This is a genomic window from Pedococcus sp. 5OH_020, from assembly GCF_027812955.1.
Taxonomy (GTDB): Bacteria; Actinomycetota; Actinomycetes; order Actinomycetales; family Dermatophilaceae; genus Pedococcus.
In genome coordinates this window covers 15,768-39,231 of the sequence record NZ_JAPYZV010000013.1, presented here as the reverse complement: position 1 = coordinate 39,231, position 23,464 = coordinate 15,768, and the positions used below count along the sequence as shown (strand labels likewise).

Sequence of the window (23,464 nt, the reverse complement as noted above, 5' to 3'; positions counted from 1 at the left end):
CGACTTCCCCTGTGTCGGACGACGCGCTCCTGTTGGCGCTCGACCAGGGGACGACAAACACCAAAGCCATTCTTGTGGCGCCCTCCACGCGCCAGGTCGTCTCAGCGGCCTCCCGCCCGGTCTCGATCACGTACCCGGCCGCAGGCTGGGTCGAGCAAGATGCGCACCAGCTCTGGGAGGCCACTCGCGCAGCGGTGGAGACCTGCCTCGCCGCCGGCGGGCGACTCCCCGCCGGGATCGCCATCTCGAACCAGCGCGAGTCTGTGGTGGTTTGGAGCCGGACCTCCGGAGAGCCCCTGGGGCCGGTCTTGGGGTGGCAGGACGCCCGAACCGCGGATTGGTGTGCCGCGGCGTCGAAGGCTCCGGGAGTGGCGGACATGGTCCGGGACCGCACCGGGCTTTCCCTCGAGCCCGCCTACTCCGCCTCCAAGCTCCGCTGGTTGCTCGATGCCGCCCGGGCGGGGGGCGCCGATCCAAGCGACATCCTCGTCGGCACCATCGACACGTGGCTGGTCTGGCAGTTGACGGGCACCCACGTCATCGAGGCGGGAAACGCGTCAAGAACGCTTCTTCTCGACCTTCGCACCCTTTCTTGGGATCCCGAGCTTCTGGACCTCTTCGGGATCCCCGAGGCGGTGCTGCCTGAAGTCCGTGCCTCCGATGCAGGCTTCGGCCGTACCGTCGGCGGCCAAGGGATTCCTGCAGGGATCCCGATCACCGCGATCCTTGCCGATTCACACGCCGCACTGTTCCGCCATGCCACTGCGGATTCCGGCAGTGGCAAGGCAACCTACGGAACGGGTTCCTCGGTAATGGTCCCTTGCGCTGGCCCGGCGGCGGGGCCGTCGGGCGTGGCAACCACACTCGCCTGGATCCAGGCCGAAGAACCCACGTACGCCCGCGAGGGCAACATCCTGGCGAGCGGGTCCGCGCTGGACTGGATGGCCCGCACCCTGGGAGCGCCCGACGGAACGCCCGGGGGTGCGTTCCTGACCGAGTTGGGAATGAGTGTCCCGGACTCCGGCGGTGTGGTGTTCGTCCCGGCGTTCTCGGGGCTCGGGTCCCCCCTCTGGGACCGGAAGGCATCCGGCGTGATCACCGGTCTGACCGCTGGCGCAACGCCAGCACACCTGGCTCGCGCAGCCCTCGAAGGGATCGCGCACCAGGTCGTCGACGTCGTCGAGGCGATCGAGTCCGACGGCCTCGCGCGGTTCTCCGTCCTGAACGCGGACGGCGGAGCCAGCGCGTCCAGACCTCTCATGCAACTGCAGGCCGACCTCCTTGAACGCCCTGTGCACGTTGCCGCCGAACCAGAGGCGTCCGCCTGGGGAGCTGCACTGCTCGCGGCGCAGGCCCTCGGGATGTCCATCGGCGCCTCCATGGCGAGCACCCTCCTCGAACCGCAGCGCATCAACACCCGCGACCGGCGCGACGCCTGGCGGGTCGCCATAGCTCGCGCACGCGGCCACGCCATTCCCGGCGATGCACCCCACCAACCTCGCCCGCACCCCACCGCCGCCCCAAACGGAGATGAGAAAAGATGATGACCGACTACCCACCTTTCGGTGCTGGCCTGTGGCACTTCGCCTCGTACGTGGATCGCTACGCCACCGACGGATACGCCGCCCCCGTGAGCACCCTCGAACAGATTGCACGTGCAGGCGAGGTCGGGGACCTCACCTATGTCGACGTGCCGTACCCGTTCACCGACGGAGTCACCATCGAACAGGTGAAGGCGGCACTGACCCAAAACGGCTTGCAGGCCGTTGGCGTGACGCCCGAAATCTACATGCGTCGGTTCCGAAAGGGCGCCTTCACGAACCCTGACGCGGCCGTGCGCGCCCAGGCCGGGGCAGTGCTCAACGAGGCCGCCGATGTCGTTCGCGCACTGGACGCTCGCTATCTCAAGGTGTGGCCGGGCCAGGACGGTTGGGACTACCCCTTCCAAGTCGATCACCACCAGCAGTGGACCCTGGCTGTTTCAGGCATGCGTGACCTCGCGCTTGCCAACCCAGACATCAAGATCGTCATCGAGTATAAGCCGCGAGAGCCGCGTCAGAAGATGTTTTGGGACTCGGCCGCCAAAACAGCCCTGGGCATCAAGGCCATGGGTGTCGAGAACGTGGGGGTGTTGCTCGATTTCGGCCACGCACTCTTCGGCGGGGAATCGCCTGCTGCTGCGGCGCAGCTGCTCATCGACCACGACCTCCTGTGGGCCATGGACGTTAACGACAACCTGCGCGGGTGGGACGACGACATGGTTGTTGGCACGGTCCACCCGGTGGAGGTGTTTGAGTTCTTCTACACGCTCAAGGTGAACAACTGGCAAGGTGTCTGGCAGCTCGACCAGTTCCCCTTCCGCGAGGACACTGTCGAAGCCGCCCGACTGTCGATTCGTTTCCTCAAGGGGATCCATCGGGCTTTGGAGGAACTCGATATCGCGGCTCTCCGTGAGGCGCAGTCGAACGAGGACGCCCTTGGTGCGCAGCGTCTCGTCCAGGATGTACTGTTCAGCTGCCTGAGGAGCGAGTCATGACCACAGAAGAAGACCTGGTCCCAGACGTCGACTCAAGCATGGTCCTGTCCGACGCGTTCTCAGTGCTCGGACGGGTACCAGACGGTGTCACCGAGGGCGAAGTCGTCGCGCACCTGGCTGAGGCCGCCCGCCTCGTTCGTCGGCGCGACATCGCGATGGTGCGCGCCGCGGGCCTCGGACACATCGGGGGAGAGTTCTCGGTCATCGACATCCTGGTGACCCTGTACCTCCACTCGATGAACATGAGCCCGGATCACCTGGGTGAACCAGACCGCGACCGCTTCATCCTCTCTAAAGGTCACGCGGCCGCCGCCCTGTACACGACGCTGGCCATGGCTGGCTTCCTACCCCCCGAGCAACTGTCCACATTCATGAAACCGCTTGCGCAACTGAACGGACACCCCGCTCGCACCAAGATCGCAGCCGTCGAAGCCAGCACAGGCCCGCTAGGGCACGGGCTGCCAATCGCCGTGGGGACTACGTTCGCCGGCCGGTTGGACGGCTCATCACGGCGCACGTTCGTCGTAGTTGGCGATGGCGAGCTTCAGGAGGGCTCCAACTGGGAGGCCCTGATGACTGCCGGGAACCACCGGCTGTCCCAGCTGTGCGTCATCGTCGATCGCAATCGCTTGCAGCAGGGGGCAGCGGTCTCCGACACCAACGATCTCGAGCCGCTGGCGGACAAACTGCGAGCCTTCGGCTTTGCCGTGATCGACCTGAATGGTCACGACCATGGAGCGCTCGCCGAGGCCTTCCGCAACGTGCCGGCACCCTCCGGCCAACCAACAGCGATCATCGCGCACACCGTCAAGGGCCACCCGATCTCCTTCATGGCGAACGATGTGGCCTGGCACCACAAGGTTCCGTCACCCGACCAGGTAGCGCAGGCCCTTTCCGAGCTGGAGGCACCATGAGCACCATCGAGACAGACATCCCGGTACTGCACGACTGCCGAGACGCGTGGGTCGAGGCCCTGCTGGAGTTGGCCGAGACCGACGACAGAATCGTTGCCGTCGTCAACGATTCTGTCGGTTCGAGCAAGCTCGGACCCTTCCAGAAGCGGTTCCCCGATCGCCTCATCAATGTCGGGATTGCAGAACAGAACATGGTCGGCGTGGGTGCGGGGCTGGCGAACGGAGGCAAAGTACCGTTCGTCTCCGCGGCTGCCTGCTTCCTCACCGCTCGCGCCATGGAACAGATCAAGGTCGACGCCGCCTATTCACAGCACAACATCGTCTTGGTGGGTCAGAGCCCCGGCATGGCCTACGGCGAACTGGGTCCGACCCACCATTCAATCGAGGACCTCGGCTGGCTCAGGACCATCCCAGGGCTCACCGTTGTCGTCCCGAGTGACCCGATCGAGACGGCTCAGGCAGTCCGCTGGGCGGCCGCTCATGACGGACCAGTCTTCATCCGTGTCAGTCGAATGGGCGTCCCAATGGTGAACCATGCGGACTACGGATTCGTGCCGGGCAAGGCCGTCACTCTCAGAGACGGCAACGATGTCACTCTGGCCGCTATCGGTACCGTCGTGAGCCGTGCCCTGGCCGCCGCCGAGTCACTCGCCGCCGACGGGATATCGGCTCGGGTGTTGTCTGTGCCGACGATAAAGCCCTTGGACGAAGTGGCGATTCTGGCGGCCGCTCGGGAGACCCGCGGAATTGTGACAGTGGAGGAAGCACTGACGACGGGACTCGGCGGAGCCGTGGCGGAACTCGTCGTCCAGCACCACCCTGTCGCTGTCCGTTTCGTCGGTGTGCGGGACCAGTTCGCACCCACAGGCTCAGTGGAATGGCTTCTCGACCACTTCGGCATCAGTGAGGAGGGCATCGTCTCGGCAGCGCTCGATCTACTCGCGTAGGGTGCCAAGGTCGCACGCGAGCGGACTCGTCTCCATGCTCTTCTACGACGCCGCGGGAGTCCGTTGCCGCTTGGTTCTCTTGGCTGGGGCGCCGCTCGTGCCTCGAACCACCAGCTCAGGGGCCACGACGAACTTCTTCGGTTCGGTCCGACCTTCGATGCGCTCCATCAGGCACCGCACTGCAGCCTCGCCCGTGTGCTGCCCGGACTGATCCACCGTCGTGAGCGACACGCGGTTGATGGTCGAGGCGTAGATGTTGTCGTAACCAACCACGCTCAAGTCTTCCGGCACCTGGAGTCCGAGTTCCTCAGCTGCACGCAATGTCCCGAGCGCCGAGATGTCCGCGCCCGCGAAGATGGCGGTAGGAGGTTTCGACCGCGTCAAAGCCTGCATCGCTGCATCATGGCCGCCCTGTTCGGAGTACCACGTCTCGATGATGTCAGGTTCCAAACCGTGGCCTCGCATCGCCTGCTCAAACCCTTGTCGTCGCGCCGTGTGGGACAGGACGAACTTCTTCTCCCACGCGGCCGACGGCATGCTGGTGTGGACGATTCGACGATGACCGTTGGCGACCAGATGGTCGACCATCAGTCGTGCTCCCAACCGCTCGTCATCAACAACGGTGTCGAAGCCGACGGGGGAGCCGTGCAACGCGATGGTGACGGTCGGCACGATCTTGGCGAACTTGTCGATGGACTCGGCGTCCAGCCAAGGGGCGACGAGCAGCAAGCCGTCGACCTGCCGGTCCAGAAGCGCTTCGATGCTGCGGGTCTGCCGCTCAGGAGTCGTTCCGCCTGTCACGATGACGTCCTGGTAGGGAGTGTCCGTGAGCGCGTCACTCACTCCTTGAGCGACTTCCGTCTGGAACGGGGACGTCAGTTCCACGAGGACGACGCCGACGGTGTATGACCTGCCCCGCATGGTTCTAGCGCCGGTATGGGGTCGGTACCCGAGTTCCTCAATGGCAGCTGTGACTCTGGTTTGCATCTGCGGGCTCACGCCGTAGGCGCCCCGAACGACCTTGGATACGGCGGACACAGAGACGTCAGCCCGTTCGGCGACATCGAGGATCGTGACCCGACGGCCGCCCAGCGTTATGGGGCTGGGGGCCGAGCCACCTTGGAGCTGTTGCGGCCCCTTCGCGCGCTGCTTTGGCATCAAGGCGATCCTAGACCACTGGAAGGTAACGTTCTACGAACCGACGTTGAAGGCTTGACGTGTCGGAATAGGTCGCTCTACCTTGTTCGTAGAACGTTGCACACGCGGCCGTCGCAAAACTCCACCGTGCACGTCCCGCGCGCTGCTTTGCGCTTCTCGCAGCCGGACCGCACGACCCCCACCTTGCCCCTGTCGCACAAGCTTGACGGCGTCACTCGCCTTTCTACCTCTACCCGGAGATCCACATGACTGTGTCAACCGCGCCCAGCGCGCCTCGATTCGAGCACCGCACCGACAATGGTCCGGTCTTGGGCATGGGCATCTCCACCCCACGACTGTCGTGGACCGTGGACGAGGCAGACCCCGGCTGGAAACAAACGGCCTACCAGGTTGAGGTCAGCCGCGACGGAAGCAGCAAGGTCTACACAGAGTTGAGTTCGGAGCAGGTGCTGGTTGCGTGGCCCGCCGAGCCGCTTCGCTCGCGTGAGAGTGCCGAAGTTCGTATCCGAGTCGCCCACGACCATATGTGGAGTGACTGGGGACCCAGGAGAACTATTGAGGCAGGCTTACTTTCGACCTCCGATTGGACCGCGCGCTTCATCAGCCCCCAAGGAATCGCGGCCATCGGCGATCGGGCGCCCGTGCTGCAGGGTCAACTGCATGTCCCGGGTACCGTTCAGCGCGCGCGGCTCTATGCAACCGCTCATGGCATCTACCTCGCTTCCATCAATGGGCAACGCATCGACAACACGGTGTTGGCTCCGGGCTGGACGTCCTACGAGCATCGACTGCGCTACCACGTCTACGACGTGACCGACCACGTGAGGACCGGCGACAACACCTTGGAGGTGCTTCTGGGCAACGGGTGGTACAGGGGGAGGCTCGGCTACACCAACGATCGTGCCCTCTACGGAGACAGGCTCGCCCTGCTCGGTCAGCTCGAGGTCACCACCACGGATGGAGCCGTGTACGTCCTGGCGACGGACCGGACATGGTCGGCACGCGAGAGCGAAGTCATTACTGACGATCTGTATGACGGGCACACCACAGATCTCCGGCTTGGGTTGCTGCAGTCGGAATGGGTTGGAGTCGAGGTCGTCGACGGAGATGTGGACAGGCTCGTGGCGCCGGATGGACCCCCGATCCGACCCACCGATGTGTTGCCGGCTCGTGACGTGCGGAGCTCGCCTGCGGGTGCCACCCTGGTGGACTTCGGCCAGAACGCAGTCGGATGGGTCCGTCTGACCGTGCGCGACCTGCCAGCCGGAGCGCAGGTGGTCGTGCGCCACGCCGAAGTCCTTGAAGACGGAGAGCTCGGCGTCGTCCCGTTGAGATCCGCTCGCGCGACCGACACGTGGATGGTGTCCGGTGGAGATGAGGTGGTCCTGGAGCCGTCCTTGACACTTCACGGCTTCCGCTACGCCGAGGTGTCGGGCGTGCCTAACCTGCGCGCGGAGGACATTGAGCTCGTCGTCATCGGCTCAGAGCTCGAACGAACCGGTTGGTTTTCCTCGTCACACGCGGCTCTGGATCGTCTGCATGAGAACGTCGTCTGGAGTGCCCGAGGCAACTTCGTCGACATCCCCACAGACTGTCCCCAACGAGATGAGCGACTCGGGTGGACGGGCGACCTCCAAGTGTTTGGGTCAACTGCGACCTTCCTCTTCGACATGTCCGGGTTGTTACACTCTTGGCTGGCGGACCTCTCGGCGGAGCAGTTCCCCACCGGGGCAGTGCCACACGTCGTGCCAGACGTGAACCGCAACCCTCTCTCGGCCACGCCAGCGGCCGCATGGGGAGACGCCGCGACCATCGTCCCGTGGACGCTCTACCAACGCACGGGAGACCTGGCCATCCTCGAGCGGCAGCTGCCCAGCATGCGAGCGTGGGTCGACTGCGTTGCGGATCTCGCAGGTGTTGAGCGGCTGTGGACGGGCGGCTTCCAGTTCGGTGACTGGCTGGACCCGAGCGCGCCTCCAGACCAGGCGAGCCTCGCGAAGGCCGATCCGGATGTCGTGGCGACGGCGCATCTCGCGCGCTCGTCGTGGATCCTGTCCGAGAGCGCTCGCTTGCTGGGACGGGACGACGAGTCGGAGAACTACCGCATCCTCAGCGACGAGGTCCGAGCAGCGTTCGCTCGCGCCTTCGTCACGCAGTCCGGTCGAGTAATCTCGGACGCCCAGACGGTGTATGCGTTGGCCATCGAGTGGGATCTGCTTCCGAGCCCGGAGCAGCGGGCGGAGGCCGGACGCCGACTGGCCGACCTCGTGCGCACGTCGGGATACCGCATCGCCACCGGGTTCGTTGGCACTCCCTTGGTCTGCGACGCCTTGACGAACACCGGGCATGCCGAGGTTGCCTATCGTCTGCTTCTCCAGACAGCGTGTCCGTCCTGGTTATATCCCGTCAGCATGGGCGCAACGACGATCTGGGAACGCTGGGACAGCATGAGGCCGGACGGCAGTCTCAATCCCAGTGGCATGACGTCGTTTAACCACTACGCGCTCGGTGCGGTCGCAGACTGGCTGCACCGAGTCGTCGCTGGTCTCGCCCCGGCCGGCCCAGGGTATCGATCCCTCCGTGTTGCACCGCTGCCCACGCCTGAGCTCACGCGAGCCTCGGCCCGGCACATCACGCCGTACGGCGAGGCCAGCGTTTCATGGCACCGCGCCAACGGTCGTTTGACCTTGGATGTGCGGATCCCTGTGGGTGCCACGGCCGAGGTTCATGTGCCAGGTCGTTCCGGCGCCGAGCTGGTGGGTCACGGAAGACATCACTGGGAAGTGTCCGATCCCTTGGCTGTTGAGCACGACGTCGATTGGTCAGGCCGCACGATCCGCGACCTGATCGACGACGCGGCGACGTGGGAGCGGGTGGCCGGTGCCGCCGTACGCACCGGCATTGCCCCAGGCGGAGACGCTCAGGCCGCGCGGATGCTCGCGTCGTACCTCGATGCGCCGGCGACGCACGTAGCGCAGGCACTCGCTCCCGATGAGCGCTTCGCCGGCGCGCAGGAGCTGCGCGACAGGGTCAACGACATTCTCGTCAGCTCGTCGGCAAGATCGCCGGTGGGTACCTCCCAACTGGCTGACTCATGAGTGCGCGGAGTGGCCATACTCCGATCGTTGCGGGCTTCTATCCGGATCCCACCATCTGTCGAGTTGGAGACGACTACTACCTAGCGCAGTCCAGTTTCGAATACTTTCCTGGCGTCCCGCTGTGGCACAGCCGCGACCTCCTGCGGTGGAAGCAAGTCGGCCACATCCTCACGAGGAGAAGCCAGTTCCTTCGTGGAGACGGACGTCCATCAACAGGCGTGTATGCCGGAACTCTGCGCCATCACGAAGGTCGATTCTGTTACGTCACAACCAATGTCAGCGACTACGAATCGGGGCAGATTCTCCTGACCGCCGACGATCCTGCTGGGCCTTGGTCCGACCCGGTCCGCGTTCCGCAGGCCATCGGCATCGATCCGGACCTGGCATGGCACGACGGCGAGTGTTACCTGACGTGGAAAGCCATGAGCTTCACCGAGGGCGAGCGTGGCATCCTGCAGGCCAGACTCGACGTCACCACGGGAGACTTGGCCGAACCGCCGTACCCCGTCTGGCAGGGAAGTGGTCTCGCAATGCCAGAGGGACCGCATCTGTACAAGATCGGCGACTATTGGTACTTGCTGCTGGCTGAAGGGGGGACGGAGCGTGGCCATGCGGTCACGATCGCGCGCGGCTCCACCCCAGCGGGACCTTTTGATGGATGTCCCGAGAACCCGATCCTCAGTCATCGGAGCTCGATCCACCCGACACAGAACATCGGGCACGCTGATCTGGTCCGGACACCTGACGGAGGTTGGGCTGCGGTCTACCTAGGTGCCCGTCCTCGCGGTTCTACGCCCGGGTTCCATGTCCTCGGTCGCGAGACATTCCTGGCCAGCGTGGAATGGGCGCAGGGATGGCCCGTCGTGCTTGAGGACGCCTTTGAAATTCCACGTGCAACGACAGAGTGGGTCGACACGTTCGACGACCCCGATCTCGACCTGCGTTGGGTGGTGCCCGGTGGCGAGCCAGAAGCCATCGTGGAACGACCCACACCCGGGGTGCTCCGCATCCTGCCCGCGCCGGATCGCCCCCCGGACGGCGGCGGTCTGCTATGCGCGCGAGTTCGGGACCTGCGCTGGAGCGCGGAGGCCAGGCTTGAGGGCTCCGGCCGATTCCTTCTCCGCCTGGACCACCGCCACAGCTACGGGCTGACACACCATGACGGGATGGTCCAGGCGACCGCCCGCATCGGTGATCTGGACGTTGTAGTGGGAACGGCGGCCGTCGTGGGCGACGTGGTCGTGTTGCGCATCGCGGCGGTCGGCCCGCAGTCGCCGCCTGTTCCCCTAGGACATGGCGGGCCCGACGACATCACACTGTCGCTACTGACAGCTGAGGGAGTCCTCGAGCTGGCTCGGCTGGACGGGCGCTACCTCTCCACCGAGGTGGCCTCCGGATTCACCGGCCGCACGCTTGCCCTCGGCAGTACGGCCGCGCCGGCCCACTTCCGCTCCGTTGCCTATCGACCGCAACCATGAGTCGGACCCCAACCGTCAACACGACGCTGAGAAGCCCTCGCTGTTGGTAGCGCAAGCGACACCCCCGTTGTCCGCGGCGGACGAGCGGCTGGTTGGACAGCAGAACACTAGACAAAGGAGCCTCATGTCAGTTTTCCCATCACAGGTCATGTTCGGTGCCGCCTACTACTGCGAATACCAGCCATACGAACGACTCGACACCGACTTGGACCTCATGGCTGAGGCTGGCTTCAGCGTTATCCGGGTGGGTGAGTCGGTGTGGTCCACTTGGGAGCCGGAGGACGGGCGTTTCGACCTGGACTGGTTGCAACCGGTTCTCGACGGTGCGCATCAACGGGGCATCTCCGTCGTGCTCGGAACGCCCACCTATGCAGTGCCGCCATGGCTTGCACGGCTCTATCCCGAGATCGCCGGTGAGATCGGAACGGGCCAGCGCATAGGCTGGGGTGCGCGTCAAGAGGTTGACTACACGCATGCCGCCTTCCGCTTCCACGCCGAGCGCGTCATCCGCGCGATCATCAGCAGGTACATCGACCATCCCGCCGTCATTGGGGTTCAGGTCGACAATGAGCCCGGTCCCCAACTCCTGCACAACCACGCCGTCTTCCAGCGTTTCGTCGACCACCTGCGCCGGAAGTACGGGACTGTGGAGGTTCTCAACCGGGAGTGGGGGTTGGTCTACTGGTCGCACCGGTTGTCAACGTGGGCGGACCTGTGGCGGCCCGACGGCAACATCCAGCCGCAGTACTCCCTGGCGTGGAGAGAGTTCCAGGCCCAACAGACCACTGGGTTCATCGCATGGCAGGCCGCCATCGTTCGGGAGTACACCCACACTGAACAGTTCGTGACCACCTGCATCGACTACGGTCGTCCGGCGGCGGATGATGAGCAGCTTGCCGGCTTGCTGGACGTCACGGCAGGAAACGCGTACTACGAGATGCAAGACGGGCTAGAGCTGCCGGCGGCGCGAGACGGGCGAACAAGCCTTGTGGGAGACGGCACATGGACTCTATTCAAGCGGGGAGACCGCATGTGGAGCTCACGCCAGGAGCCATTCCTTGTCACCGAAACCAACGCCAGCAACATCATCGCGCCGCACAGCCGCCCCGCATACGACGGACAATGGCGTCAAGCCGCGTGGGCGCTGATCGCGCGCGGCGCGTCCATGGTGGAGTACTGGCACTGGCACACCATCCACGCCGGCACTGAGACGTACTGGGGCGGCATTCTTCCGCACAGCGGCCGGCCGGGGCGGACATACCGCGAGATCGCGAAACTCGGCGAGGAAATCAGGAGGGCCGGTCCACTAGTTGCGAGGCTCACGCCGGACGCCGACGTAACTATGCTGTACTCCTCAGCTTCAAAGTGGCTGATGCAAGAGCAGTCTCTGCTGGCGACTGAGACGGGTGCAGGTGACGTGGCCGCCTATGACACCTTCTTCGACGCGTTCTATCGGGGGGCGTTCGAAGCTGGGCTGCAGACCCGAATCCTGCATGTGGGGCAACTCGTAGGTGATCGGGCTAGCGATCTTCAGGAGGTCGTTGCGAAGCATCCAGTGCTTGTCGCGCCTAGTCTTTTCATCGCTGACGACTCGACCCTTGAGTGGTTGAACGCCTATGCGCATGCGGGGGGCCATCTTGTCTTGGGCCCGCACACGGGCTACGCGAACGAGGAGGCGCGCGCACGAACCGACATACAGCCTGCGCGCCTGGCCGCTGCGGCGGGTGTCTGGTTCGATGAGTTCAGCAATCTGCTCGAGGACGTTGCCGTGGTCCCGACTTCGGAACTCCCCTTGGAGGGGCGGCCGTGTGCCACACGTTATCTGGACAGCCTCGTGCCGGACGGCGCGACCGTGCTTGCGGGTTATTCCCACCCGCACTTCGGACAGTGGGCGGCGGTCACGACGCAAGAAGCGGGACGAGGACGCATCACATGTGTTGGAGCCTTGCCAAACGTTGACCTGGCCAAGGGCGTGATGCGGTGGCTCGCAGCATGGCAATCTCCGCACTGGAGCGAGGTTTCAGACACGGTGACGAGCACTGGAGCAACATCCTCGTCTGGCCGCCGCGTGCGCTTTCTGCACAACTGGTCCTGGACGCCGGCTGAAGTCCGCGTCCCCGTGGATTCCGCAGACGTACTGTCCTCCGACCGATACGTCGCCGGTGACATGGTTCCGCTGGGAGCCTGGGACGTCCGTGTCCTGGTAGAAGAGCGAAGTTGAACCAGCCCTCGTTAGCACCGCTCGAAGACCTCCTGTGTTGTGGGCAACACGTCCGCTGCCCCGCGTCGAAGGGGAAGCTCGGAGGCGAAGTCGACTCACCCTCGCCGGTGTGGTTGGACCATTGACGGGGCCCTTCGGAGCGCTATACCTTCTACTGCGTGGAACGTTGCACACCGCCACGATGTCAACAGGCAGTGTTCGTGCCCTGCCTCTGCCGAACTCCACGCGTCATATTTACAAAGGGGTATACATGAGACGCATCAATTTCGGGGCCATATCGCCCGCCGCATCATCGCAGCACCGGCGCTGGCGCTAGCGCACTGCCATGTTGGCCACAGCAACGGTCGTGGTCTTGGCCGCCGGCGTGGCAGTCGTCCCCCGCAAGCGCAGTTGCGGCGCAAGACTGCACCCCAGTCCAACCGGGTGGCCGTGTGTTCGTGACGCGGGACTGCGTCGACCAGGCCTACTCCAAACCGCTAATCGACAGCGAGCAGGACCTCCTCACGCCGGTTGTGCACCACCGAGTGTCAGGTCACTTCGAGTGCACCAACATCCAGTTCAACATCTACCTCCCGCCTGCCACTCAGTGGCAGGGGCGCTTTTTCCAGTACACCTATCCCACGGCGTTCTCGCCCGACGAAGACACCGCCAGGGCAACTGACCGTGCCGTGGGCTTCGCCATTGCCAGCGGCGGTTACGCCGCTCAGGCCGGCAACGCCAGCGTGTCCACGGGATACCGACACGACGCCGCCGCCGCGAAGTTCGCGGAAGGAGTCGCGGCCGACTATTACCACTCCGGGGAAGGGAAGATCTACGGATACCTGTACGGGCCAAGCGGCGGCTCGTATCAGACCACGGGAGCGGCAGAGAACACCTCAGGCGTGTCGGACGCGTTCGTTCCTTTCGTGCAGGGTGTCCCCATGTCCCCTCCGTCCTCCTTCTTCATCCGAGCCATGGCTCGCCTTGTCCTCGAGGAGAAGGCCGGCCAAATCGCGAACGCTTTGCGCCCGGGTGGAGTGGCAATCCGTACGAAGGACTAAACGAGGCCCAAGGGGCCATCTTGAAACAGCTGAGCGCATTCGGAGTTCCGATCCAAGCTTGGGAGAATCCGGACTACTTGCTGGGAATTTCGGCACCCGATGGACTCCTAGGGTTCGGAGCTATTGCGCGGGCAATCGACCCGACGTACGTCGACGACTTTTGGTCCAAGCCCCGCTATCTCGGCACCGAGCAGTCACCTCTGGGTGACGTCGTCCGCGCGGCCTTGGCCAAGGTGGGCGATACTCCTGACAATCGGTGGGACATCGCCATCCGAAGCTACTACCGCCACCAGGTCCCGTCGGCCAGCGATCAGCACTACGGATTGGACCAGTTCCGCAACAAAGACGGAACGCCCCGCTACCCTCAGCGGTCATTGCTCGTGGGACCGCTCGTCTTCAGCAGTGTGAGCGGAGGAGCCGACTACAAGGGTCACATCAACGGGAAGATGATCGTCGTCGACAACCTGTACGACGTTGACGCCCTTCCCTGGCACGCCGACTGGTACGCCAAGCGAGTGAAGGCGGCGCTCGGTGCCACCGCGTTCGCACAGAACTACCGGCTGTACTACAACGATCACGCTGATCATCTCGGGGCGCCCGCCAATGGGGTTCGTGCTACGTACCTGGTCGACTACTACGGCCTCGTCGAACAAGCCGTGCGCGATCTCAGCGCGTGGGTCGAAACCGGGAAGGCGCCGGCCGACACGACGCGGTACGAGGTGCGCGGTGGTCAGATCCTCATGCCGGACAACGCGGCGGTCCGTCGGGGTATCCAGCCCACCGTCGACCTGACCGTCCGTGGTGGCACGAGCGCCCACGGGGGATCGGTCAGCGGGTTCCTCTGTCGGCCAAGGCGCAGACGCCTCCTGGCGGCGGCAAGATCGTCCCCACTGAGTGGGACTGCGACGGCGACGGGACCTACACGCCTGTCAGCGTGAGTGACCCGAAGTCGACCCTTCGTGTGAGCTCGGTCTGCTCGTACAGTAAGCCGGGGAGGTGCTCCCCGGCGCTCAAGGTCACCTCAGAACGTGACGGCAAGCTGGGACCGTTCGCTCGGATGCAGAATCTCGACAGGGTCCGCGTCGTCGTCCACCCGTAGTCGGAATGCTCCCGGAAGCCCCTGGGTGGTGACTCGTCCGCACGACGCGTCACCACCCAAGGGCCCGACCCTTGCCCGCTCGACGGAGCAGCGCGGGCTCCTGACGGCGGCGACTGCAGGTGACCACACGAGGCCGTTGACAACTTCGGCTCGTACCCAATAGATTTCGTAGAACGTTATACGCCTTGGCGCCGTCCCTGCTGGCCACGCGTCTTTGCCTCCACGCAAGTGGTTGTCTTTCCCTCCACGCAAATGATTACAGTGATGCGAGAGTTTCATGCCTGAAACGTTTTCTGCCGGATCGCCCGTGGGCGTCATCCTTGACGACTCTGAGGGTGCTCCGATCCTTCGGCGGTACCTCCCCGATCTGCTCGCGCAACCCTACTTCCTTCCGCTACGGCACATGCCGGTAGGAGAGCTCGTCTCGGTGTTCGGCGGTAGCCGGCTTGACGCCGACGCATCGCAGCAGCTGTGGGCGGATCTCGCCGCCCTCGGACCGAAGACGCAAGGGCCCGTCTCCGAACACGTCGAGTCGCTGATCACCCCACGAACCGACTATGAGCCCGAGTCGGTCGAGCGGGGTTCGGCGGGGGTGTCCTATCCAACCGCAGTGGAGCGCTGGGAGGCCTTTGAGCTGGAACTGCGGGGACCTCGACATGCCAACCCCTTCGTCGACGTCGATGTCGCAGCGCGTTTCACTCTTGCGGGCGCGGACGTGCGAGTTGGCGGCTTCTATGACGGGGATGGCCGGTACGTTGTCCGCTTCATGCCGCCCTCCGAGGGGGAATGGTCTTTCATCACCGAGTCCACCGCGCGCTCCCTCGACGGGATCGCTGGCAGGTTCACCGCGCAGCGGCCGGGCGTGGGGAATCGCGGCAATGTGCGGGTCGACGACGAGTTCCACTTCGTCCACGCGAGCGGCGAGCCCTTCGTCCCGCTGGGGACCACTGCCTACGCCTGGACGCACCAGTCGATCGCTCTGCAGGAACGAACCATAAAGACTCTGGCAACCACGGGCTTCACCAAGCTGCGGATGTGCCTGTTCCCCAAGTCGTACGACTTCAACCTCAACGAGCCGGACAGCTTTCCCTTTGAGAGGACCGAGGACGGGACCTTCGACTTCGCCCGGTTCGACCTGTCCTACTTCCGGAACCTCGAACACCGCATTCACCAGCTGCTGCAGCTGGGGATCGAGGCGGACCTGATCCTGTTCCATCCCTATGATCGTTGGGGCTTCTCGGACCTCGGCAAGGTGGTCGACGACAGACTCGTCAGTTACGTAGTTCGCAGGCTTGCGGCGTTCCGCAACGTCTGGTGGTCGATGGCCAACGAGTACGACCTGCTCCGGTCAAAGTCCCTCGAAGACTGGGAGCGACTCGCAGGAATCGTCACCAAGGAGGACCACGTCGGGCACCTCATCTCGATCCACAACTGGGTCACGCTGTACGACCACTCGCGCCCATGGATCACGCACAGCAGCATCCAGGGCAACGCCGTGGACAAGATCCCCGAGTGGCGCTCGACGTGGGGCAAGCCAGTAGTCATCGACGAGTGCGGATACGAGGGAGATCTTCCATACGGGTGGGGCAACCTCACCGGAGAAGAGTTAACCCGCCTGCACTGGGAAGCAGCCGTGCGTGGCGCCTACGTCGGCCACGGCGAGACGTATCTCAACGCTGCGGAGGAGCTGTGGTGGGCGAAGGGTGGCGAGCTCGTCGGCGCCTCGCCCCAGCGGATCGCCTTCCTCAGATCGGTGATCGAAGCATCGCCCACCGGCCACCTCGAGCCCCTGCCGAGCGACGGGGATCTGCCCTGGGGCGGGGTGGCCGAGCGCTACGCCGTCGGATACTTCGGAGCACGACAGCCGCGATACCGGGACGTCCAGCGTCGCCCAGGAACTCGATACCACATCGATGTGATTGATACCTGGAACATGACGATCGAACGCCTTCCCGACGTGCTCGAGGGGTCGATGCGGGTCGAGCTGCCCGCGCGTCCCCACATGGCCATTCGGCTGATCGCCGTGGACTAGGCCGGCCCCCGCATAAGACCCTCGTTCACGTGCCCTGTCATCCAAGCCCTACTCCGCCATCCGAAGGTGGCATCATGCAGCGCAATTCATTCACACCTGGCCAGGTTTGGCTGGACACCGACGGCAAACGTATCCAGGCTCACGGGGGATCCATCCTTGAAGTGGACGGCACGTATTACTGGTACGGCGAAAACAAGGAGCACACCACCCAAGACGGCAGCATCTGGCATTGGGGCGTGCGGTGCTACTCGTCGACCGACCTCTACAACTGGACCGATCAAGGTTTGATCATCCCTCCGGTTGAAGGCGATCCAGCCTCGCCGCTACACCCCGCCATGTCGATGGACCGCCCGCACATCGTGCGCCACCCGGACACTGGACGCTACGTGTGCTGGATCAAAGTCATGTCCGCAGTCGGGCAAAGGTCCACAGTCCTCGTGGCCGACGACATCCTTGGGCCGTACACCATCGTCAAGACCGACCTCAAGCCCTTGGGCATGAACGCAGGCGACTTCGACCTGGTCATCGACCCTACAGACGGCAAGGGCTACTACTACTTCGAGCGCGTCCACAGCGAACTTATCTGCGCCGATCTCACCGGGGACCTCACGGACGTCACTGGCTACTACTCGACCCACTTTCCGTTGGTGCAGCCGCCATATGTTCGTGAAGCGCCGGCCTACTTCACACGCAACGGCTTGCACTACCTCGTGACGTCCGGGACGACCGGCTACTACCCGAACCCGTCACAAGTGTCCGTGGCCCCGAGCTACCACGGGCCCTGGACAGAACTGAACGACCCGCACCCTGACGACCCGACTCGGACTTCCTACCAGTCCCAGGTCAGCTCCGTCTTCCGCCACCCCCACAAGCAAGATCTTTACATCGCCCTGGCAGACCGGTGGTTGCCCCACTACACGGCGACGAGCGAAGCCGCGATCAGGATGCACGCGGAGCGGTTCGGGCCCCAGGGCGGACACCATGAAGGGCCATGGTCGGAGCTCACGGAGATGGATACCTCCATCGCCGACTATGTGTGGCTTCCCTTCCGATTCGACGGGGAGCGGGCCCTTCTTGATTGGCATGACAAATGGCGAACCGAGGACTTCACGTGACGCGGTCGACGACGACCGCCTGAAGTGCGTCCGCCAGACGGCGGCCAAGAAGCTGTTGGAGGGGAACGTCACGACGCCAGGTCCCACGTCGCCCGGGTTGATCTGACTCCTAGACAACCGGACATGTTGTAGGTAGCCGTCGGTCGCCGCGCGTTGTCCGCTCTCCACGGGGAATGGGCAGATTTGGATCCTGACCGTTCGATGTCAGAGTCGGAGGTGGAACCCCTTACACTTTTCCGTGGGACCGGTCGACGACGACACCGGGGCACCCGCAGCTCCCGAAGTCGTTGAGGACCAGATCATGACGTCAACTCTCGTCTATCCCCACGCTGAAACCCGCTCTGGCCGCCTGACATATGTGCTCGTCCTCGGCCTACTGGTGGCCCTGGGACCGTTCACGATCGACCTGTACTTGCCCGCCTTTCCGGCGGTGCGCGCAGACCTAGCAGCTACCGAGTCGGCCGTCCAGATCACCCTCACCGCGACGATGATCGGGTTCGGATTCGGTCAGCTGGTCATCGGCCCCTGGAGTGACGCAGTGGGCAGGCGCATGCCGCTCCTCGTCGCGACCGGGGTGCACGTGCTTGCCAGTGTGGGTGTTGCCGGCTCTCCTGATGTTCGCTGGGTGGTGGTGTTCAGGATCCTTCAGGGTGTCGGAGCCGCCGGCGGGGGCGTGGTTGCCACGGCCATAGTCCGCGACGTGTTCGGTGGCACTCTGCTCATTCGCATGCTTGCACGTATCGCTCTGGTGACCGGCTTGGCGCCCATCATGGCCCCAGTGGTGGGATCGCAACTCCTCTGCCTGCTTGACTGGCGATGTCTATTCGTGGTCGTCGCCGCCTACGGGGTGCTGATCCTGATTCTCGCCTTTGGGCTGATCGCTGAGACGTTGCCCGAGGAGAGGCGCACGACGGGCGGAGGCCGCGGCACGGCGACCAGCTTCTTCGTCTTGCTTTGGGATCGGCAGTTTGTGGGAGTTGCCGTCATCGGGGGATTGCTGGTCCGGGAGTGTTCTCGTACCTTTCGAGCTCACCCTTCCTCTTCCAGGAGGTGTACGGCCTGACCGCTCAGCAATACGGGATCCTGTTTGCCGTCAACTCCATCGGCTTCGTGATCGGATCCCAATCTGGGTTGAGGATCCTGCGCCGCGTCGCTCCTCAATGGCTGTTGGTGTGCTCGTTGCCCGCATTGGCCGTCCTGGGCTGCATGATCGGCGTCTGTGGGGCCGTAGGGGTGCCCTCGACCGCAATTGTCGCGATCCTCTTCCTGTTCCTTGTGGGGGCGGGCGTCACCGTTCCCTGTCTCCAGATCGTCGGCCTTGCCGGTCGCCAGAATGAAGCTGGTACGGCAGCCGCCCTGCTTGGTGCAACGAACATGGCCCTGGCAGGCATGGCGGCCCCCATCGTGGGCGCTATTGGCATCCAATCGGCGGCGCCATGGGTGCCGTGATGGCTACCGCGCTCGGCTTGGCAACGGCGTGGTTGTGGACCCTGATTCGGCCCAAAACTGTCTCAGTGGTGCTCTGAACCGACCTAACCTGGTGCACCAACACGCGCGCGCGGACAAGTGTAGAACGTTTGACAAACCGCGCCTGAGCGCAAACAATCGTGATGCGCGAGACAGCCATGGACCGCTCGACGAGGAGCCCCGATGACGCCAGCAAGCCCCGCAGAGACGTACGTGGTGGGCGTGGACTTCGGTACGCTCTCCGGACGCGCGCTCGTGGTTCGGGTCAGTGACGGCGCAGAGCTTGGCTCCGCCGTGACGGAGTACGCACACGGCGTCATTTCCGAGGTTCTTCCCGGTGCCAGCGAGAAGCTGCCCCCAGAGTGGGCCCTGCAGGTGCCTACCGACTACATCCATGTGCTCCGCTGCGCCGTACCGAAGGCGGTGCGGGAAGCGGGCATCGATCCAGCTTCAGTGGTGGGAATCGCCACGGACTTCACCGCCTGCACCGTTCTTCCGACGATGGCCGACGGAACCCCGCTGTGCGAGACGGAGGCGTTCGCCTCTGAAAAGCATTCCTACGTCAAGCTGTGGCGTCATCACGCGGCACAGGGCCAGGCAGACCGCATCAACGCCTTGGCTGCCGAGCGCAGCGAACCTTGGCGGGGTCGCTACGGCGGGTTCATCTCGTCCGAATGGGAGTTCGCCAAGGCGTTGCAGATCCTCGAGGAGGCCCCCGCCGTATATGCGGCCATGGACCACTTCGTCGAAGCGGCGGACTGGATCGTGTGGCAGCTCTGCGGCACGTACGTTCGCAATGCGTGCACAGCGGGGTACAAGGGGATCCTGCAGGACGGCGAGTATCCGTCTGAGGACTTCTTGGCGGCTCTCAATCCCGACTTTGCCTCGTTCGTCACAGACAAGCTGGCGCACGACATCGGTCAGCTCGGCCAGCCGGCTGGACGCCTCACCTCTGCGGCAGCCGGGTGGACTGGGCTTCCGGAGGGAATCGCGGTCGCGGTCGGCAACGTCGACGCACACGTCACCGCGCCCGCGGCCCAGGCCGTGCAGCCTGGTCAGATGGTGGCGATCATGGGCACCTCCACCTGCCACGTGATGAATGGGGATGTGCTGCGGGAGGTGCCCGGCATGTGCGGTGTGGTCGAGGGCGGAATCATACCTGGCCTCTGGGGGTATGAAGCTGGTCAGTCCGGAGTCGGCGACATCTTCGGCTGGTTCGTCAACAACGGAGTGCCGCCGGCGTATCACAGGGCTGCCGAGACCCTGGGCCAGAGCGTGCACGAGTACCTGACCGAACTGGCTGGAAAGCAACAGATAGGCGAGCACGGGCTCGTGGCCCTTGACTGGCACAGTGGCAACCGCTCGGTGCTCGTCGATCATGAGCTGTCCGGGCTGATCGTGGGTCAGACCCTGGCTTCGCGGCCGGAGGACACCTACCGCGCGCTCCTCGAGGCCACGGCATACGGAGCACGCGTCATCGTCGACGCCTTCGCAGCGCAGGGAGTGCCGGTCACCGAGTTCATCGTCGCCGGTGGACTCACGCGTAACACGTTGCTCATGCAGATCTACGCCGACGTCCTGAACCTGCCCCTTTCGGTGATCACCTCGACCCAGGGCCCTGCCCTTGGCTCGGCCATCCATGCTGCCGTGGCTGCGGGCAGCTACCCCGACATCCACGCTGCTGCGCTGGCCATGGGCGGTCGTCAGATCGCGGCCTTCCGACCCAAGCCGGCGAGCGTTGCGGCGTATGACGAACTCTTCGCTGAGTACCGCCTTCTTCACGACCATTTCGGGCGCGGTGGCAACCAGATCATGCGACGGCTCAAGGCAATACGACGTAGGGCGGCGACCTCATGACGACCATCAATGTCTCGGACACGGTCCGGCGCGGAATTCGCGAGATCCGCGAGGAGCTCGTGGATCTCCATGCCGAACTCAGGCGCAACGAGTTGGTCGTCTGGACGGCGGGGAACGTGTCGGCACGTGTGCCTGGAGCTGACTTGCTGGTTATCAAGCCCTCCGGGGTGTCCTATGACCAGCTGACTGCCGAGACCATGGTCGTCTGTGACTTTGAAGGGCAACTAGTCGAAGGAAGCCACCAACCGTCCTCGGACACCGCCGCCGCCGCGTACGTCTACAAGCACATGCGGCACGTGGGTGGCGTCGTGCACACCCACTCGACGTACGCGACGGCATGGTGCGCGCGGAACGAGCCCATCCCGTGCGTTCTGACGATGATGGCCGACGAATTCGGCGGGGACATCCCGGTCGGTCCCTTTGCGTTGATCGGGGACGACTCCATAGGTAGGGGCATCGTGGCCACCTTGGAGGGGCATCGGTCACGCGCAGTTTTGATGGCCGGCCACGGGCCATTCACCATCGGAACTGATGCCAGGGACGCGGTTAAGGCCGCGGTGATGCTCGAAGACGTGGCTCGCACCGTGCATGTCGCGCAGCAGCTCGGGGCCACCCCGCGCCTCGACGACGCCGACATCGACCACCTGTACGACCGGTATCAGAACGTGTACGGACAGAAGGAAGGCAACCAATGATCACCGCTCGTCGCGAGGTTTGGTTCCTGACCGGAAGCCAAGGTCTGTACGGGGACGACGTCCTCGCCCAGGTCGCGACCCAGTCGCGGGTCATCTCAGATGCCTTGGCGGCTGACGCCGGGGTAGTTGTGGACGTCATCGCCAAGCCCGTCTTGACTGATGCGGACGCCATCCGGCGCGTCATGCTCGAGGCAAACAGCGACGACTCCTGTGTGGGGGTCGTCGCGTGGATGCACACGTTCTCCCCGGCCAAGATGTGGATCTCGGGGCTGGAGCGTCTGCAGAAGCCGTTGCTTCACCTGCACACCCAAGTGAATCGGGACTTGCCGTGGGCGACCATCGACATGGACTTCATGAACCTCAACCAGGCTGCTCATGGCGACCGAGAGTTCGGCTACATGCAGACTCGCCTGGGGGTGGCTCGCAAGACCGTCGCGGGTCACATCACCGACCCTGCCGTGATCGACGGCGTGGCCACGTGGGCCCGAGCGGCTCTCGGCCTGTCAGCCGTACGGAGTCTGAAGCTGGTCCGTTTCGGCGACAACATGCGCAACGTGGCGGTCACTGACGGCGACAAGGTCGAAGCGGAGCGACGCTTCGGGGTGTCGGTCAACACCTACGGCGTCAACGACCTCGTTGCCGTCGTGGATTCCGTGTCCGACGCCGAAGTCAACGCGCTCGTTCAGACCTACGAGGACGCCTACGAGGTGGCTCCCGAGCTCAGGGCCTCAGGGGAGCGACACCCGTCGCTGCTGTATGCGGCGCGCATCGAACTCGGAATGCGTCAGTTTCTCGAGCAAGGTGGGTACGGCGCCTTCACGACCAACTTCGAGGATCTGGGCGGTCTGCGACAACTGCCCGGGCTGGCCGTGCAGCGGCTCATGGCCGACGGGTATGGCTTCGGCGGGGAGGGCGACTGGAAGACGTCCGTCCTACTCCACACGCTCAAGGCGATGGGTCACGGCCTGCCCGGCGGCACCTCCTTCATGGAGGACTACACCTACCATCTGGCGCCAGGACAGGAACTGATCCTCGGCGCCCACATGCTCGAGGTCTGTCCCACGATCGCAACCGAAACTCCAAAGATCGAGATCCATCCACTCGGAATCGGTGGACGTGAGGACCCAGTCCGCCTCGTCTTCACGGCCGCACCGGGCCAGGGTTTCACCGTGGGCATGGCGGACATGGGCGACCGCTTCCGACTGATTGGTAACGCGATCGAGGTCGTCACGCCACCAGAAGACCTGCCCAACCTCCCGGTAGCCCGGGCGGTGTGGCGTCCCATGCCTGACCTGCGAACGTCCACCGCGTCTTGGCTGATCGCTGGCGGCCCTCATCACACCGTGTTGTCGACGGCTCTGGGTCGCGAGCACCTGCAGGACTTCTCGGACATGGCCGCTGTCGAGCTTGCGTTCATCGACGAATCGACGACGACCGCGAGGCTGTCCCAGGAGCTCAGGTGGAACAGCGCCTACCACCGGCTGGCCCAAGGCTTCTGAGCCGCAGACCAACCCTCCGCTGAGCGCGGCGCGCCGGGCAAATTTCTAAACTGCTTGAATCGAATCATTGTTGAAACCCGTCGCGTCTATCCTCGTCCACTCGGGAGCGTCCGGCCTCGCACAATACCGCGCAGACATCCGTGGCGCTCAATTGTGAAGCGATCCATTGAAACGCTACATCGTCAGCAACGGAGATGATCATGCCCGATCCGACGTACGACCGTGCCGACTCTGTTCGCACAGAGAGTTGATCGTTACCACGATTGCCGTGGCCGTGACGGCCGGCTTCGTAGCGACTTCGGCGTCGG

Annotated in this window: 17 protein-coding genes; 16 read left to right on the top strand and 1 reads right to left on the bottom strand. The window is 64.4% G+C overall.

Annotated elements, in window-relative coordinates:
• The first annotated feature begins 11 nt into the window (after positions 1–11).
• The 4 genes from PHA84_RS19040 to PHA84_RS19025 are packed head-to-tail and all read left to right on the top strand — an operon-like array spanning position 12 to position 4,397.
• Positions 12–1,544 (top strand): FGGY family carbohydrate kinase, encoded by a 1,533-nt coding sequence (locus tag PHA84_RS19040; RefSeq protein WP_270889725.1) that lies wholly within the window; start codon positions 12–14, stop codon positions 1,542–1,544.
• Positions 1,541–2,536 carry a sugar phosphate isomerase/epimerase family protein gene (locus PHA84_RS19035; RefSeq protein ID WP_270889724.1) on the top strand — a complete coding sequence of 332 codons (996 nt, stop codon included), beginning with the start codon at positions 1,541–1,543 and terminating at the stop codon, positions 2,534–2,536. Before PHA84_RS19040 ends, PHA84_RS19035 begins: the two co-directional genes overlap by 4 nt.
• Positions 2,533–3,450, top strand: coding sequence for a transketolase (locus tag PHA84_RS19030; protein WP_270889723.1), 918 nt, complete (start codon positions 2,533–2,535; stop codon positions 3,448–3,450). The genes PHA84_RS19035 and PHA84_RS19030 overlap by 4 nt, the downstream gene beginning before the upstream one ends.
• Positions 3,447–4,397, top strand: a complete 951-nt coding sequence (locus PHA84_RS19025; RefSeq protein ID WP_270889722.1) for a transketolase family protein — start codon at positions 3,447–3,449, stop codon at positions 4,395–4,397. Before PHA84_RS19030 ends, PHA84_RS19025 begins: the two co-directional genes overlap by 4 nt.
• Before the next feature lie 42 nt (positions 4,398–4,439).
• Here PHA84_RS19025 and PHA84_RS19020 read toward each other — a convergent pair whose 3' ends face one another.
• Entirely contained in the window at positions 4,440–5,555 is a 1,116-nt protein-coding gene (locus PHA84_RS19020) for a LacI family DNA-binding transcriptional regulator (RefSeq protein WP_270889721.1), read from the bottom strand.
• A gap of 245 nt (positions 5,556–5,800) precedes the next feature.
• Between PHA84_RS19020 and PHA84_RS19015 the strand changes: the two genes are divergently transcribed.
• The 12 genes from PHA84_RS19015 (at position 5,801) to araA (ending at position 23,156) form a co-directional block, all read left to right on the top strand.
• Positions 5,801–8,653, top strand: coding sequence for a family 78 glycoside hydrolase catalytic domain (locus PHA84_RS19015; protein ID WP_442952939.1), 2,853 nt, complete (start codon positions 5,801–5,803; stop codon positions 8,651–8,653).
• Positions 8,650–10,131, top strand: a complete 1,482-nt coding sequence (locus PHA84_RS19010; RefSeq protein ID WP_270889719.1) for a glycoside hydrolase family 43 protein — start codon at positions 8,650–8,652, stop codon at positions 10,129–10,131. Before PHA84_RS19015 ends, PHA84_RS19010 begins: the two co-directional genes overlap by 4 nt.
• Before the next feature lie 148 nt (positions 10,132–10,279).
• Positions 10,280–12,352 carry a beta-galactosidase gene (locus tag PHA84_RS19005; RefSeq protein WP_270889718.1) on the top strand — a complete coding sequence of 691 codons (2,073 nt, stop codon included), beginning with the start codon at positions 10,280–10,282 and terminating at the stop codon, positions 12,350–12,352.
• A 431-nt stretch (positions 12,353–12,783) separates the two neighbouring features.
• A complete protein-coding gene (locus tag PHA84_RS19000) occupies positions 12,784–13,392 on the top strand; it encodes a hypothetical protein (RefSeq protein ID WP_270889717.1) in 609 nt (202 codons plus the stop codon).
• A 20-nt stretch (positions 13,393–13,412) separates the two neighbouring features.
• Entirely contained in the window at positions 13,413–14,330 is a 918-nt protein-coding gene (locus PHA84_RS18995) for a hypothetical protein (protein WP_270889716.1), read from the top strand.
• Positions 14,331–14,798: 468 nt separating this feature from the next.
• Positions 14,799–16,523, top strand: a complete 1,725-nt coding sequence (locus tag PHA84_RS18990; RefSeq protein WP_270889715.1) for a DUF5605 domain-containing protein — start codon at positions 14,799–14,801, stop codon at positions 16,521–16,523.
• A 74-nt stretch (positions 16,524–16,597) separates the two neighbouring features.
• Positions 16,598–17,638, top strand: a complete 1,041-nt coding sequence (locus tag PHA84_RS18985; protein ID WP_270889714.1) for a family 43 glycosylhydrolase — start codon at positions 16,598–16,600, stop codon at positions 17,636–17,638.
• A 238-nt stretch (positions 17,639–17,876) separates the two neighbouring features.
• Positions 17,877–18,701, top strand: a complete 825-nt coding sequence (locus PHA84_RS20715; RefSeq protein ID WP_333742393.1) for an MFS transporter — start codon at positions 17,877–17,879, stop codon at positions 18,699–18,701.
• The gene (locus tag PHA84_RS20710; RefSeq protein WP_333742392.1) at positions 18,689–19,087 is read left to right on the top strand and encodes a hypothetical protein; all 399 of its coding nucleotides are present in this window, start codon (positions 18,689–18,691) and stop codon (positions 19,085–19,087) included. The genes PHA84_RS20715 and PHA84_RS20710 overlap by 13 nt, the downstream gene beginning before the upstream one ends.
• 201 nt (positions 19,088–19,288) lie before the next feature.
• Positions 19,289–20,962, top strand: coding sequence for a ribulokinase (gene araB, locus PHA84_RS18975; RefSeq protein ID WP_270889713.1), 1,674 nt, complete (start codon positions 19,289–19,291; stop codon positions 20,960–20,962).
• Entirely contained in the window at positions 20,959–21,657 is a 699-nt protein-coding gene (locus tag PHA84_RS18970) for an L-ribulose-5-phosphate 4-epimerase (protein WP_270889712.1), read from the top strand. Before araB ends, PHA84_RS18970 begins: the two co-directional genes overlap by 4 nt.
• Complete coding sequence (araA, locus tag PHA84_RS18965) at positions 21,654–23,156, top strand: L-arabinose isomerase (RefSeq protein WP_270889711.1); 1,503 nt, start codon at positions 21,654–21,656, stop codon at positions 23,154–23,156. Before PHA84_RS18970 ends, araA begins: the two co-directional genes overlap by 4 nt.
• Positions 23,157–23,464 lie beyond the last annotated feature (308 nt).